The sequence below is a fragment of the Rosistilla carotiformis genome, assembly GCF_007753095.1.
GTDB lineage: Bacteria > Planctomycetota > Planctomycetia > Pirellulales > Pirellulaceae > Rosistilla > Rosistilla carotiformis.
Map to the genome: position 1 here is coordinate 7,043,531 of NZ_CP036348.1, position 14,797 is coordinate 7,058,327.

Below are 14,797 nucleotides of genomic sequence, written 5' to 3' on the forward strand. Positions count from 1 at the left end.
CGCTTCTGAAAATTGCCCGTAGATCGTGCCCGGTGATGGGCTGACAGCGGGTAATGAACGCGCCGCTTTCTCGTCGCGACGAAGCCTCCACTCACAACTCAAGACGCTGGTAAGCCGACGAATGAATCTACGGATTGTCAAAAGCGAAGCGGATTTCATGCAACTGCGTGGGGCCTGGGACGCGTTGGATCCCGCACCGATGCAGAGCTTCGCCTGGAACTTCGCATGGTGGCAAAGCTTCAGCCGCTACAACGCGCTACGGATCTATTGCTACGAAGATCAAGGCTCCGTCGTCGGAATCGCGCCGTTTTATTTCGACCGTCGCCTTGGCCAACGCGCTTTGAAGTTCCTCGGCAGCGGGATCACATGCAGCGATTACGCGCAATTGATCGTCGCCGACGAACACCGCCAAGATTTCATTTCGGCGATCGCCGAAGACGTCCGTCAGTCGCGGTTCATCCGGATGGTCGAACTCGACGGCGTCCTCGCCGATCCCTCCCGAAACCCCGACCTCAAGATCGTCGACCGATTGGGAACGCCCTTCTGGCGATACGACCGCGACGTCGAATCGTCTTGGGTATTGGATCTGCCCGATTCGTGGGACCAATTTGTAAAGAACTCGGCTTCCAATTTGCGCCGCAAGATTCGCAAAGCCGAACGCCGCATCGACAGCGGGCAGGTTCAGATCCGTTCGACCCGCAACGACCTACCTATCGAATCGGCATTTGCGACGCTGGTCCGCCTGCACCTGGAACGAACCGATGCCAAGGGGTTGCAGTCGGCGTTTTGCAATCCGGAGTACGTCCGCTTCCTGCATGCCGCCGCAACCGATTTGATCCCTCAGGGCAAAGCCGAAATCATCACCGCAGGCTACGAAGACAAACCGATCGCCGTCCATTTGAATTTGCACGGCGCAAGTGGTCCGCAATTGTATCAGTCTGGCGCATCGCGTGATGCGATGGAACTGGAGCCTGGGCATTTGCTGTTCACCTACGCGATTCGCCGAACGATCGATGAAGGGATTGCCGAGTTCGACTTCCTGCGCGGCGACGAACCGTACAAAAAGTTCTGGGGCGCTCGGCCTATTCCCTTGGCAACCGTGAGGTGTGTGTCGAAGAGCCTGCTCACAACCGCTGGGCACAAGTTGGCACTCGGAGCTCGACGACTAAAAGGCGACCTACGCAGCTTCCAATGGCGTGGGTTGGGAGTCGCTCGATGATCCAAAAGCTGTCCATGTCACTGCTGGAACCGACGGCTTCAAAGCCCAAAATCGGGCAAAAACATTACCGCGTGGCGGAGGTCGATCTGCCACAACTCGACTTCCGCGGCCGAATCGTTCGCGACCTCGAAGAACTCGAATCGATCGCCGATCGCTGGCAGCGATTGATGGAAACCGCGATCCAGCCGAATCTATTCTTCGATCCCGATTTTCTGATCCCCGCGCTGCGGCATCTGAACGATCGCGATGCGGCGGTGCTGGTGATCGAAGCGCCGCGGCGCATGCATCCCGAAGGCGAACCGGTCCTGTGCGCCCTGATGCCACTGGTCGCGAAACGAATCTACGGCCTGCCATTATCGGGTCGCGAAATCTGGAAACACGATCAGTGCTTCGATTGCACTCCGCTGTTACGCCGCGATTGCGACGCCGAAGCCTGGCGGTTTGCACTCGAATATTTGGCGACCGAGCAGGGCGTGCAATTGCTGAGCATGGACACGGTCAGCGGTCAGGATCGATTTGCGAATCTGATCACCGATCATTTTCATGCCGCATCGATGACCGTCTTCCACCGCGACGCCTTCACGCGAGCCTGCTTCTTGCCGGCCCCCGATGCAGAAACGTACCTGAATGCTCAAGTCTCCAAGAGTACGCGGAAGGGAACGCAGCGATTGAGTCGCAAGTTGGCCGAGCGGGGAGAACTGACAACGCGGTGTGCGGAGGAAGACGACCACGCGACGTGGATCGAAGAATACATCGCCTTGGAAGCAGCCGGTTGGAAGGGACGCCAAGGGACCGCGTTTGCCAGCAGCGAACGCGGTCTTGGATTCTTCCGCGAGATGGCGACGCGCATGCTGAGCAAACGCAAGATGCAGATCCTGAAGGTTTCGCAAGACGAGCGTCCGATCAGCATGATGTGCGATCTAACGACATCCGGACGCGGGGCGCACTTCAAAACCACTTTCGACGAAACGCTACACGAATATTCTCCCGGCTTGATCGCCGAACTGGAGAACATCCCGATCATGCACGACCGCGGATTGGAGATCGTCGATTCGTGCGCCGATCCCGACCACTCGATGATCAACCGCGTCTGGCCCGACCGGATCCGATTTCAAAGTCTCGTCGTAGCATTGGGCGGCAAGCTGTCGAACATCGCCGCAGCCAGCCTACCGATGCTCCAGCTGGTCCATCACTCCATTACAAAGAAGGGAAAATAACGATGTTGCAACCACTCCCCACCGCGCTCAGCCAAGACCATCTGTGCGACCTGGACCAGCAGAAGTTCATCGACGATTTCAATCGCCGTCCGTTTAAGATCGGGCATCAATTGAACGATCATCCGTTGTTCGCATTGGAATCGTTGATCGCATTGTCGAAAGACCTGCCAGCCGACCGCGTCGAATACAACGCTGGCAACCTGCCGGTATCACAAGACCCGACATCGACGCCGAAAAACGGGCTGTCGGTGGAAGAGACGATCCAACGGATCCAGCAGTGCCAATCTTGGTTGGTGCTAAAAAACGTTGAACTGAACAACGAATATGGCGACCTGTTGGATCAATGCCTCGACCAGGTCAAACCGCTGGCAGCGTTGGTATCCGAAGGGATGACGCACAAGCAGGGCTTCATCTTCATTTCGTCTCCCGGTTCGGTGACTCCATTCCATATCGATCCGGAGAATAACTTTCTTCTGCAGATCCGCGGCACGAAGAAGGTCTGGATGTTCGGGCAGAACGATCGCGAAGTCCTCCCCGAAACGCAGGTCGAAGACTTCTTCTCCGGCGCTCACCGGAACATGCAGTTCGAAGAACGGTTCCGCGAGCGTGGCCAGCAGTTCGATCTGTCGCCCGGCGAGGGTTTGCACTTCCCCGTCGTTGCGCCGCATTACGTCGAAAATGGCCCCGAGGTCTCGGTCTCGTTCAGCATCACCTTCCAGACCCAAGACTCCTCGGATCGGCAAACCCTTCATCGCTTCAACCGCCACTTGCGACGGATCGGTTTGACGCCGTCGAACGTCGGTGAGCGTCCCGGTCGCGACAACGCAAAATTGACGATGTTGCGGACGCTGCGGAAGGTGAAGAACATCGTGCGCCGTCCCGCCGACGCGTAATAACCGTCGGGCCATTGGCCCTTTGAGGGGCGAGTTGTGTGTCGGGCCGCCGTTACCCAGGCCTTCTGCCTGGGCTATGCAAATTGTTGGACCTTCGGCCCGCGGGATCCAGGAGAAACCCGGCGTCCCAACCCCTGCTCCGGCCAACCGTTTGTTAATTCGAACGCCGGCCCCGACGGGGGCGCACGTCGATCTGCGATCCCTTCGGGAGCGTCGCGCGCCGTGGTATCGTGTTCCGGAGGTGCGCCGCTGCGCGTCGACCTCCGGCTACCACCTGAGATCCCTGCGGGATCCCTTTGGCAATCGCGGACTCGGTCGCACCGCCATCGACCGCCGGGCCGTTGGCCCTTTGGGTGTATTTGCGCGCCTTCTTTTCACCCAGGCCTTCTGCCTGGGCCATGCAAATTGCTGGACCTTCGGCCCGCGATGGGAGCCGAAATCCCATTCGCAGGCCTGGAGCCTGGGTTACAAAACCTTGCTGGGCCGTTCAGCCCGCCAACACGCGCTAGGCGGCTTTGGCTGTGGCAACTTCTTGTGTCACGCCCGCGACTAGACGGATCGTTCGGTTGGCGAACGACGCGGTCTGGGCATCGTGAGTGACCATCACGATCGTGCGGCCGTCGTTGTGGAACTCGGTCAGATATTCCATCACTTGCACGCGGGTCTCGGCGTCGAGGTTTCCCGTCGGTTCGTCGGCTAAGATGATCTGAGGATCGTTGGCCAACGTCCGCGCCAGTGCGACGCGTTGTTGTTGCCCTTGGCTCATCTCCGACGGACGGTGATCGCTGCGGTCGGCGAGTCCGACGCGATCCAACAGCTCCAACGCGTGCGCTCGCTGCCGTTGAGCGCTCAGTCCCGACAGCATCAGTGGGATCTGCACGTTTTCACATGCGGAGAGCCAATGGATCAGATTGAACGACTGGAACACGAAGCCGATCTTTTCGCGTCGCAGCTCCGCTCGGCTCTCGATCGACAGATCGTACAGCGACTGGCCATCGAGCATGATCTGACCGGTCGTGGGAGCCAACATGCCTCCCAACACCGACAGCAACGTCGTCTTTCCGCTGCCGCTGGGACCAACGATCGCGATGAAGTCGTTGTCGGCGATTTCGAGATTGGAGTCGTCCAGAGCGGTCACGATTTGACCGCGACGCTGGTACGTATGAGTGACCGATTGCAAGCGATACATGACAGTCCTTCCTTGAAAATGAGAGCGTTGAATTGGGGTGATGGTTCGCGAGACTCGCGAATCAGGCGTCGTTGAACACCAGGCAGGGATCGACTCCCGCGGCGCGGCGAGCTGGCAGCAGGCTAGCCAACACGGCGACGATCGTGGCGGTGGCCATCCCGACGCCAAGCAGGCTGGGCATCGGTTGGACGTGAACGCCCAACAATTGAGGACCTAAGATCGCGGCCAGGATCGTTCCGGCAGCGAACCCGCCGACACCGCCGGCCAAGCCCAACAACGTCGCTTTGCCCAAGAACATCTTTGTGACGAAGCCGCGCGATGCACCCAGCGCCATCAGCGTGCCGATCTCTTTGCGGCGTTCGGTCACGTTGGCGTACATCACGCTGGCGATGCTCGCTCCGCCGACCAACAACAGGATCGAAAAGAAGACCCACGACAATCGCGACATCAGACCGTTGACGGCGATCTGCGTTTCGACCACTTGCGCGATTGTGATCACTCGTGTGTCGGGCAGTTCTGCCGACAGCTTGCCGATCAATCCGCCGGCGGCTTCCTCACAGCAAGCCATGATCTCGATCACGTTCACAACCGGGCCCGCTTCGGAAAGATCTTGCACGCTGTGCAGGTGAGCGAAGACGCGGCCGTCGTCGATCGTTCCGGTGGCTGGCAGAATCGTCAGCACCTTAAATTCTTCGCCCAACAACGGCAGCTTGTCGCCAACGCTGGCTCCCAATTGCGTGGCGATGTCGCGTCCCAAGATCACGTCGCGATCGCCCAGTTCCTCGATCGTGCGATTGGTCGCCAAGGAATCGGGATCGTTGTCGCCGCTCGATGGAACGGAAGCTTTGGGAGCACAGCAACCGGCGTCGGTGCCGACGGCATTGGTCAACATTCCCAGCCCCTGCCAAGCCGATTTCGCTTGGAATTCGCTGCGTGGCAAAATCCCGGTCAGCGTCACGGGAATCGAATCGACATCCGCAGCCACGCACAACTTGGGCGCCAAATTTTCGACGCCCGCCATCCGGGCCAAAGCCAACCGCGTGACATACTCTTCAGGCATCGTGTGACCATGCATGTCGGCCGAATAATAATCTTGCAAGCTGACGTTCGGTGGCAGCACCAGCACGTTGGCTCCCAGCGATTCCATGTCGCCAGCAATCTTCCGCTCCGAGAAAACGGTGATGTTCTGGATCGCGACCAGCGCCGTCACGCCAAGCGTTACCGCTAGCAGGCTGGTCAACATCGGTGTCGGCCGCTGCCACAGTTCTTTCCAAATCATGGACTTCAGTTGCATGGATTCCGTTCCTTGAGAGTGCTTTACGTTTTACGTATTTCGTGGGAGTGTTTTCTAACGCCGCGGAGCCGCATCCTGCCCGCCAAACGCAAACGGTTTGGCGGATCATCGAGCGAGGAGGCCGCGGCGTTTCGAGCGACGCAGATGCTAGTGCTGCGTCAACACTAGAATTCAGGGTAGTGGACGAGGTCACGAGTCCTTTCGCGACAGAGATTATGGGACTCGTGACCTCGTCCACTACCATCAGTCCTCAAATCAAAGTTTGACAAACCACTAGCGGCGAGCGGGTTGGGAAGCGCCAGCCGATTTGTGATGCTTGCAATTTTCGTCGTCACAGCATTTGCCAGCCGCCGCTAGCTTTTCAGCTAGCGTGCTGTGCGTGACGCTGCCATTGAAGATCCCAATCATCACGCCCGGAGGTGCCATGAAGGCGACTACCGAGGTCGGTTGATCGGTGCGAACCTTTAATTGATTCAGAAACTTTGCTTCGCCCGGATCGTTGGCTTCCACGGTGACAACGGTCGAGCGATCTTGATAGAGCGAATCGGCCATAAACTGGCGAACTCCCATCGGGATCGCGGCGCCGGCCGTGGGCTGAGCACACAGCAGGACGATCTTCTTATCCTGCAACGCCTTGAGGCACTTGGCTTGTCCAGGGGAGACGATCGCCGAGGTTAATTGGTGCCCGGTGACGCGCTGCGGGAAGACGCTGCAGACCGCGCCGTTGGGCGCCAACACGGCGACGGCGGGCATCGGCAAACGCGTGGCATCAAATCGTTTCACGAGATCGCGTTCGGCGACATCGGTGATCTGCACGGGCAGGATCGCCGCATCGCGTCGCTCGGCAAAGGTCGATTGCAACACGCCGTGCATGCTTTGCGTGGCGGCATCGTTGTTGCGATAGAACAGGATGTAGGCGAACTGTTGATTATTGGCGACGGTGTCAAGCATCTGCTCGACAGGGCTGGCACCACGAGCGGTTGAACTCTGGACAAGGCAAGTGGCGATCAGAGTCAACGTCAGTGCGAACTTGGTGACATTCCGTGTCATGGTTAGCATCCTTCATTAGCTGCCGAGGTGTCGATCCGACCAGAATCCGCTCGGCAATCGGATTCTGGTCAAAATAGTGTGCTGAGAATCGACGCTAGCGATTCCCAAGTGGCTAAGGCTCTCTAACTTCTAGTGACCGTGATCGTGGTGGCCCTCTCCATCGTGGTCGTGATGGATCGTCCCGCGATACGATTTGCCATTGATGCTCAACACCAATCGCGGCTCGGCTCCCTCTTCATCCAAGTGTGCCGCTAATTCTTTATCGGTCGAAACGAACCGCGAGGATTGGCCTTCTGGATCGTTCTCATCGGGGGATGCTGCTAGCGGAAACTGTTCAGGCGTTCCATCGTGCGTCGCGTTGATCGTGATCTCCGTCGCCGCGATCGGCACCTGCGCCGTGGCTGCCGAATCGAGCACGTAGATCGTGACCGTCCCTGCAGCGTCGTCGTGAACCAGTTCGGCGTGATATTCCTCGTTCCCCAGTTCGATCAATGAACCGTGATGCGGGCCCTCGGTGGGATGAGCATGAGCTGCCTCTCCTTGATGTGCGTCGGCCGCCTCGGAATCGGCGGTTGGTGCGGGTTTGCAGCCGGTCAGGCTGATGGCAAGACATGCGAAGCCGATGGCGAACGTGGTCGTCAGTTTCTTCATAGTGTGCTCCAGTGAATACGCTATTTTTCAGTTGGGGGTGAGAGCAAAACGCAACAGGATTTGCTAGCCAATAGGTTGCTAGCGATTGGTTCAACCAACGCGTTGCTCGTATTGAGCGACCGCATCGGCAAGGGGTGAAAATTCGTAGCGGAAATAAACAAGTGTTGGGTTAGGTGGCCACCGGTGTCGTGAGCGGTGGATGGTTCGTTGTTGATTCGTGGTTCAAATCATCCGACTCTTCCGTCAGCTCCAATTCGTTGCCCGATTCCTCGACGACGCGGCGGGCTTCATCGATTCCGAACAGCCAGAACAGAGCGGGGTGAACAAAAAAGTCGAGCATGGTCGAACTGATCAATCCGCCCAGGATGACTGTCGCCACCGGGTAGAGGATCTCTTTGCCCGGTTCGCCAGCCGCCATGACCAGCGGAACCAGTCCGATCCCCGAGGTCAGCGCGGTCATCAAGACGGGAGCCAAACGTTCCAAGCCGGCGCGGACGATCATCTCTTGCGTCCAGTCTTCGCCTTCGTGGCGGACCAGGTGCAGGTAGTGGTTGAGCAGCAGGATTCCGTTTCGCGACGCGATTCCGGCTAGCGAAATGAAGCCGACCATCGCGGCGACGGTCAGCGTTTGACCGGTCACCACCAACGCAAGCACCGACCCGATGAAAGCCATCGGCAGGGCGGCCATCACTTGCAGCGAAAGGTTGACGCTGCGGAACATCGTGAACAGGACCAAGAAGACGCCGACCAATGAGACGGCAAACAGGGCTCCGATCACGCGCGATGCCGATTGCTGGCTTTCAAACTGGCCGCTGTACTGGACGAAATAGCCCGGCGGCAGCGAAGCGACGACCGGCGCGACCCGTTGCTGAATGTCTTGCACCACATCGACCACGCCGCGATCGGCGACGTTGCATTGCAGTACGATCCGTCGACGAACGTTCTCGCGGTTAATCGTGTTGGGCCCCCCCGATTCGTAGATCTTCGCGACAGCTTCCAACGGCAGCATGCCGCCATCCTTCAAGTTGATCGTCAAGCGTCGCAATGACTGCAGATTTTCGCGGTAGTCTTCGTCCAATCGGATCAGCAGATCGAAGGTCCGCTGGCCGATCAGGACTTCGGAAACGACCTGTCCATTCATCGCGGTCTCGATAAATTCGTTCACCTCCGCGGGCGTCAGACCATGGACCAGCAGTTTGTCGCGGTCCAGTTCGATCCGCAATTGTGGGATCGTCACCTGAGGTTCGACCATCAGGTCTTTGACTCCCGCAACCGTCCCGATCGCCGACTGCATCTCCTCCGCCTTGCGACGCAGCGTATCGAGATCGTCGCCATAGATTTTGATCCCGATCTGAGCTTTGACGCCCGAGAGCATGTGGGAGATCAGGTGGGCGATCGGTTGTTCGACGGCGGTCACGATGCCGGGGATATCGGCCATCGCTTCGCGGATCTCTTCCAGTTGCGACTCGCGCGGCCGAGGCGATTCGGGATCCAGTTCCAGGATGAACTCGCTCATGTTCACTCCTTCAGCATGCTCGTCCAGTTCGGCTCGACCGGTCCGGCGCACGAACTGTTGGACATCGTCGATCTGTTGCAGCCGCTGTTCGACGCGTTGGGCGATCTGATTCGATGTCTCCAACGAAGTCCCCGGCGGAAGCACGACGTTCAACTGAACCGCTCCCTCATTAAAGGGCGGCAGAAAATCGCGTTCCAGGCTGTACGCAAACAGCCCCGCCAACGCGACCAGCACCGCGGTGACCGTTAGGTTCAATCGCGGCAGTCGCAGGCTGAACCGAATCACGCGGTCGCCGATCCATTTGATCCCTCGCAGCAGCAAGCCGTCCCGCTCTTGTTCGGTCAACTTTTGCTTGCCCAGCAACCAATAGGAGAGCACCGGCGTGACGGTTAACGAGACCAGTAGCGACGACAAGATCGAGACGATGTAGGCGATCCCCAGTGGCGCGAACAGCCGCCCCTCCATGCCCGAGAGTGCAAACAACGGAATGAAGACCAGGATCACGATCATCGTGCCGAAGACGATCGAGTTGCGGATCTCGACGCTGGCGCGGAACACGACCAACAGCGGCGGCTTCGGATTCGCAAGGGCTCGGTTTTCTTTCAGCCGCCGGAAAATGTTTTCAACGTCGACGATCGCGTCGTCGACTAATTCGCCGATCGCCACCGCCAGCCCGCCGAGGGTCATCGTGTTGATCGAGATCCCGAAGAACGAAAAGACGATCGCTGTCATCACCAACGACAACGGGATTGCGGTCAGCGTGATGAAGGTCGTGCGAACGTTCATCAAGAACAAAAACAGGATGATCACGACCAGGAATCCGCCGTCGCGAAGCGCTTCGACAACGTTGGCGATCGCCCGATCGATAAACGACTTCTGCGTGTACAACGGTTCGATTCGCAGCCCCTCGGGCAACGAAGGACGTAGATCGTCGATCGCCGCCAGGACGTCATCGGTCACGCGGCGCGTGTCGGCTCCGGGCTGCTTGTTGATCGTCAGGATGACTGCAGGGCCGCCGGAAAACTCTCCCTCGCCATCGCGCAGATAGGCTGCGCTGTCGCCGCGGCGAACCTGCGGCCCAGCGACGACAGTGGCAATCTGGCCCAACGCGATCGGTCGGCCTTCCCGCATCGTGACGACAACTTTTTGCAGATCCTCGATCGATTGAACGCGTCCCAACGCACGGACCAGCAATTCGTTGGGCCCCTGTTCATCCAAGTAGCCGCCGGTCGCGTTTTCGTTGCTGTTCTGGACCGCTTGTTTCACTTCGTGTAGCGCCACGCCAAATCGCAGCATCGCATCGGGATCGACCAACACTTGGAACTGCTTGCGGCCGCCCCCCATCGTGAAGACTTGCGAGACGCCGGGGATCGTCAGCAACCGCTGCCGCACGACCCAGTCGCCCAGCGTGCGCAGCTCCAACGGCGGCGTGCTGGCATCTTCGCTCCACATCCCCAGCATCAGGATCTGCCCCATGATCGATGAGATCGGTGCCAGCGTTGGTTTGACGCCTTCGGGCATCCGCTCTTGAACCAATTGCAGCCGTTCGTTGACGATCTGGCGGTCGTTGTAGATATCGGTACCCCAGTCGAATTCGACATAGATCACCGAGATCCCGACGCCCGACGCGCTGCGAACCGCTTGCACGCCGTTGGCACCGTTCATCGTCGTTTCGATCGGAAACGTGATCAGCGTCTCGACCTCTTCGGGGGCAAGCCCCGGTGCTTCGGTCATGATCACGACTCGCGGTCGGTTCAGATCCGGAAACACATCGATCTGTGAATGCATCGCTTGCCAGGTTCCATAACCGACAAGAAACAATGCAGCGGCGATCACCAGCAACCGCTGGTGGAGCGCGAATCGGATGATTGCGTTTAACATGTGCGATGCCCTTTAGTGGTTGTGGCCTGCGTGCGGATCAACTCCGCCGCCAGCTTTGTTCTTCAGGGCCATTTGCATCTGATGTGCACCACGCATCGCGACCACGTCGCCGGGGAACAGTGAGCCATCGTTGTCGATCACCGCTGAATATTGATCGCGGTATTTGACGTGGACGGGGATCCGATCGAAGTGGTTTCCGTTCTGCTGGAAGACGAAAAACTCCGCTCCTTCGCGAGCGACCGCTTCGACCGGCAAGACGATCTGTTGTGGCCATTCTTCGACCGGCACCCGCAACTGCAGACGCTGACCAGGAAGATATCGCCACTCGATATAGCGGTTGCCGTCGGCGCGTTGATCCTTCGTCACCTGATTGGTCAACCGGACGTAGAAGTTCAACGTTCGCGAATCGGGATCGACGCGATTGTCTAAATAGACGATCCGCAGTCCCGCCACGATCTGCTTTTTGTCATTGGGTTGGTCGAAGACGGCGTCGACAGTCCAATCGTTCTGCGACGCGCGACGCAGTTGATCGATGTCCTGTTCGAAGGCCAGACCTTCGATAAACAGTTCGTCGTATTCGGCCAGGATGCACAGCGTCTCGCCAGCACTGACCGACTGGCCCTTGTGGACCGCCAGTTCTTGCAGGATCAAAGGTCCAGCCACCGCGGGCAACCCGTCGGCCGGTTGCGCGGCTTGGCGATTGTGCGTGTACGCGGCAGCTTGGATTGGATTCATCGACAGCCGCAATTCCTCTTCGGGATGGTTGTCGACCGAGGGAGCGTAGATCTGCAGCTCTCGCAACAAACGACGTTCGCTAGCGATCTGTTCGACTTGTTTATCCGACAGTCCGTGCAGTCGCAGCGATTCCCGTTGGGCGCTGAGCGCGGCTTCCAATTTGTCTTTCGCATACTCCCGTTCCAGCAACACCTTGCCCGCCACGGCGCCGCTGCGGGTGACGTCTTGCAGCCGAGCGATCTCACGCTTCTCGACATCCCATTCGCCAAGCGTCTGGACGAATTCGGTCTGAGCTTGCACAAGGTCTTCATGGGTCAAGCGGACCTGAAACAGTAGAGCTCCCGGCTCGATCGCTTCGCCTTGAACCGCGTGGACATGAGTGATCACGCCGGTCATCGGCGTGGCGACTTGGACGCGCGATCGCCCCGGTCGCTCGACGACCACGGCCGGAACGGTGATCGATTTGCGATACGTCTCCAATCGGATGGGTTGGATCGTTTCATCCGATAGTCCGATGTTGCGGATCGCTTGCGCCGAGAGCTCCAAGGAGGAGGCTTCGTCGTGACCGGCGTGCGCATGCCCCGAGTGATCGTGCCCGGCGTGCGGATCGGCGACGGCAGATTCGCCTCCATGCTCCGATTCGGGACCGCCCGACCGGAAGACCGCCACGGTTCGACCGACCCACGACTGCGTCGCGGGGAACCATCGCTGCCAGGTGAAACCTGCGACCAGGACCACTAGCAACAGGCCGCCGAGCCAGGCCCACTGGGCGAGTTTTTTTGATTGGGGAATACGGAACTTCATCGCAATGATTCCAACGAAACATCCAGCCGAAGAGCATTTACTTATCCCGAGACCGACTCGTCGCGTTGGCCGCGACATGCGCCGCGGTTCGTCGAAGTAACAGTCCAAGGATTGGTAGAGAGACAACACGCAAGCGTGGCGATTGATGAACGAGAAGTGAGATTGCGATCCGACCGTTTTTGCACGCGCAAGCGATACCACACATCAACCTTAGTGGAAGGTCATTGGCATGATCGACAGCGGCACACAACAAAAGCGAGCGGAAGGAAATCCCATCGATCGGTTCACGATCGACGAGGTCCGCGTTATAGTCGCCAGACCTGCGTCAGCGTACGCAGTGGCAGATTGCCGAAGAAGAGATCCGGCGGATCGTTGTTATCGTAGCGGTTGATCAACGACGCTTGAGCCGAATGGGCAGCGGTGTAATCGAGCGCGGGAACCCAAGTGGTTACCGAGAACAACAGGCTGACATCGAGATTGCGAACGACCGAGATCAGACTGCAATCGATTTCATCGCAAGGAGGATGAGGAGCGTCTTGGCTCTGTTGATCGCTTTGGCCATCGTTGCATCGATTGCCAGCATCGTGGTGATGCCCATGGCAATGATCCATCGACTGAGAAACCGCCGAAACCTCCTGCGACGCGCAAGCATGTTCGTGATGCACACAACACCCCAACAGTGCGTGAAGCACAATGGCGACCGTGGTCGATAGGGTGAGGATGTTCTGAATCATGGCTAGCTTCATCTGAAGTCGATTCGGCACTGAAGTCGGGTCGCCGACACACGTTAATTTGTATCGGTTATCAGGCGATTGGTCTACATTACTTCTCGTTAAAACAAGAAGTATCTAAACGGCGTAAACAACGTCGCGACAACAAATTGCCAGCATTTGCGACCGATCTGGTGTGCGATCTATCCTTTCGCTGAATCGGCAGGCAGATTGTCCGAAGCGGCCGCCAGTGAATCCTCTTGCGTCGCTTCGATCAGTTTTGGTTGTCGCACGATCACCACGTGCTCGTCGCCGGTGATCAGTCGCGCACTTCGATTGAACGTGGCGTAATTCCAAGCCCACTGAAACAGGATCAGCACCCGGTTTTGAAATTGCACGATCAACAACAAGTGGACGAACAGCCACAATAGCCAAGCAAAAAATCCGCAAAACTGACGCTTGCCGATCTGTACCACCGCGGCAGCGCGACCGATCGTCGCCATCGTCCCTTTGTTGTGGTACTTAAATGGTTCCGACTGGCCTGTCACAGCGACTCGTGCCGCGATCGCGTCGGCGACATAACCGCCCTGCTGCATCGCCACGGCGGCGAGCCCCGGCAGCGGCTTCCCTTCTTCATCCAAACACGTGGCGATATCCCCGACGGCAAAGATGTTTTTGTGCCCCGTCACGTTCAGAAACCCATCGACGGGGATGTGCCCCGCGCGATCGGTCTCTAAGCCACAAGCGGCGGCTAGTCGCTTGCCCAGCGGGTTCGCTTGCACGCCCGCTCCCCACAACACCGTCCGCGTCGGCACGATGGTTTCACAGCCCTCGGAGCTCATGCGGACATGATCGGCAGTGATCTCGTTGACTCGCGTATGCGTATGGACTTCGATATGGAACTGGCGGATTTTATCAGCCGCTCGCTGGCTCAACGCCTCGTCGTAATGATTCAACACATGCGGTGCCCCTTCGATGATCATGATCCGCGCGTCTTGAGGACGGATGTTGCGAAAGTCGCGGGCGAGCGTGTGTTCGGCGATTTCCGAAAGCGTCCCCGCCAATTCGACTCCCGTCGGGCCGCCACCGACAACAACGAACGTCATCAACGCTTTTCGAGCCTCCGGATCGGGCTCCCGCTCGGCAGCTTCAAACGCCAGGTAGATGCGGCGGCGAATTTCAGTCGCATCGCCAAGCGTCTTCAGTCCCGGCGCGAATTCGGCCCATTGGTCGTTCCCGAAGTAGCTGTGCGTCGCTCCGGCGGCCAACACCAGCGTGTCGTACGTGAGTTCACCATCGGCCAAGACCAAGCGGTTGTTGGCGACATCAAAATCAGTCACCTCCGCCAGCAGCACCTGGCAATTCGCTTGCTTCCGCAGAATCGCACGCAGCGGCGTGGCGATGTTCGCCGGCGACAAACCGCCCGTCGCCACTTGGTACAACAGCGGTTGAAACAGGTGGTAATTATGGCGGTCGACAAGCGTCACACGAACGTTTGACTTACGAAGCTGCTTGGCCGCTTGCAGGCCGCCGAAACCGCCGCCGACGATGACGACATGAGGTTGGGTGTTCATCGCTTGAAAACTGCTGGGTCGATGGTTCAACAACGGCAACGCCAAAGACGTTGATTATCCGAAA

The 14,797-nt window shown here is 58.5% G+C and carries 11 protein-coding genes; 3 read left to right on the top strand and 8 right to left on the bottom strand.

Translation table 11 applies throughout. From position 1 onward, the window contains the following. Positions 1 to 121 precede the first annotated feature (121 nt). Genes Poly24_RS25355 through Poly24_RS25365 form a run of 3 tightly spaced genes read left to right on the top strand, consistent with a single transcriptional unit; the run spans position 122 to position 3,329 of the window. Entirely contained in the window at positions 122 to 1,219 is a 1,098-nt protein-coding gene (locus Poly24_RS25355) for a GNAT family N-acetyltransferase (RefSeq protein ID WP_145102147.1), read from the top strand. Further along, positions 1,216 to 2,436 (top strand): GNAT family N-acetyltransferase, encoded by a 1,221-nt coding sequence (locus Poly24_RS25360; protein WP_197452164.1) that lies wholly within the window; start codon positions 1,216 to 1,218, stop codon positions 2,434 to 2,436. The genes Poly24_RS25355 and Poly24_RS25360 overlap by 4 nt, the downstream gene beginning before the upstream one ends. 2 nt (positions 2,437 to 2,438) lie before the next feature. Continuing rightward, positions 2,439 to 3,329 carry a cupin-like domain-containing protein gene (locus Poly24_RS25365; RefSeq protein ID WP_145102152.1) on the top strand — a complete coding sequence of 297 codons (891 nt, stop codon included), beginning with the start codon at positions 2,439 to 2,441 and terminating at the stop codon, positions 3,327 to 3,329. Positions 3,330 to 3,834: 505 nt separating this feature from the next. Here Poly24_RS25365 and Poly24_RS25370 read toward each other — a convergent pair. The 8 genes from Poly24_RS25370 to Poly24_RS25405 all read right to left on the bottom strand — a co-directional run bounded on the left by Poly24_RS25370 (position 3,835) and on the right by Poly24_RS25405 (position 14,733). Then, positions 3,835 to 4,518 carry an ABC transporter ATP-binding protein gene (locus tag Poly24_RS25370; protein WP_145102155.1) on the bottom strand — a complete coding sequence of 228 codons (684 nt, stop codon included), beginning with the start codon at positions 4,516 to 4,518 and terminating at the stop codon, positions 3,835 to 3,837. Between the two features lie 61 nt (positions 4,519 to 4,579). Next, positions 4,580 to 5,812: an ABC transporter permease gene (locus Poly24_RS25375; protein WP_145102158.1), complete on the bottom strand. Its 1,233-nt coding sequence runs from the start codon at positions 5,810 to 5,812 to the stop codon at positions 4,580 to 4,582. Between the two features lie 273 nt (positions 5,813 to 6,085). Further along, positions 6,086 to 6,862 carry a hypothetical protein gene (locus Poly24_RS25380; RefSeq protein WP_145102160.1) on the bottom strand — a complete coding sequence of 259 codons (777 nt, stop codon included), beginning with the start codon at positions 6,860 to 6,862 and terminating at the stop codon, positions 6,086 to 6,088. Between the two features lie 129 nt (positions 6,863 to 6,991). Continuing rightward, positions 6,992 to 7,513 carry a hypothetical protein gene (locus Poly24_RS25385; protein ID WP_231753351.1) on the bottom strand — a complete coding sequence of 174 codons (522 nt, stop codon included), beginning with the start codon at positions 7,511 to 7,513 and terminating at the stop codon, positions 6,992 to 6,994. A 169-nt stretch (positions 7,514 to 7,682) separates the two neighbouring features. Then, a complete protein-coding gene (locus Poly24_RS25390) occupies positions 7,683 to 10,910 on the bottom strand; it encodes an efflux RND transporter permease subunit (RefSeq protein ID WP_145102163.1) in 3,228 nt (1,075 codons plus the stop codon). 12 nt (positions 10,911 to 10,922) lie between these two features. Then, on the bottom strand, positions 10,923 to 12,449 hold the full coding sequence (locus Poly24_RS25395) for an efflux RND transporter periplasmic adaptor subunit (protein ID WP_145102165.1): 1,527 nt from the start codon (positions 12,447 to 12,449) through the stop codon (positions 10,923 to 10,925). 305 nt (positions 12,450 to 12,754) lie between these two features. Next, positions 12,755 to 13,183, bottom strand: coding sequence for a hypothetical protein (locus tag Poly24_RS25400; protein WP_145102168.1), 429 nt, complete (start codon positions 13,181 to 13,183; stop codon positions 12,755 to 12,757). 179 nt (positions 13,184 to 13,362) lie between these two features. Beyond that, positions 13,363 to 14,733, bottom strand: a complete 1,371-nt coding sequence (locus tag Poly24_RS25405) for an NAD(P)/FAD-dependent oxidoreductase (RefSeq protein ID WP_145102172.1) — start codon at positions 14,731 to 14,733, stop codon at positions 13,363 to 13,365. Positions 14,734 to 14,797: the final 64 nt, after the last annotated feature.

Bases quoted from the DNA above. Each gene is read 5' to 3' on its own strand.
- Poly24_RS25390 (WP_145102163.1), bottom strand. From the start codon at position 10,910: ATGTTAAACGCAATCATCCGATTCGCGCTCCACCAGCGGTTGCTGGTG.
- Poly24_RS25405 (WP_145102172.1), bottom strand. From the start codon at position 14,733: ATGAACACCCAACCTCATGTCGTCATCGTCGGCGGCGGTTTCGGCGGC.
- Poly24_RS25375 (WP_145102158.1), bottom strand. From the start codon at position 5,812: ATGCAACTGAAGTCCATGATTTGGAAAGAACTGTGGCAGCGGCCGACA.
- Poly24_RS25400 (WP_145102168.1), bottom strand. From the start codon at position 13,183: ATGATTCAGAACATCCTCACCCTATCGACCACGGTCGCCATTGTGCTT.
- Poly24_RS25365 (WP_145102152.1), top strand. From the start codon at position 2,439: ATGTTGCAACCACTCCCCACCGCGCTCAGCCAAGACCATCTGTGCGAC.
- Poly24_RS25380 (WP_145102160.1), bottom strand. From the start codon at position 6,862: ATGACACGGAATGTCACCAAGTTCGCACTGACGTTGACTCTGATCGCC.
- Poly24_RS25385 (WP_231753351.1), bottom strand. From the start codon at position 7,513: ATGAAGAAACTGACGACCACGTTCGCCATCGGCTTCGCATGTCTTGCC.
- Poly24_RS25370 (WP_145102155.1), bottom strand. From the start codon at position 4,518: ATGTATCGCTTGCAATCGGTCACTCATACGTACCAGCGTCGCGGTCAA.
- Poly24_RS25360 (WP_197452164.1), top strand. From the start codon at position 1,216: ATGATCCAAAAGCTGTCCATGTCACTGCTGGAACCGACGGCTTCAAAG.
- Poly24_RS25395 (WP_145102165.1), bottom strand. From the start codon at position 12,449: ATGAAGTTCCGTATTCCCCAATCAAAAAAACTCGCCCAGTGGGCCTGG.
- Poly24_RS25355 (WP_145102147.1), top strand. From the start codon at position 122: ATGAATCTACGGATTGTCAAAAGCGAAGCGGATTTCATGCAACTGCGT.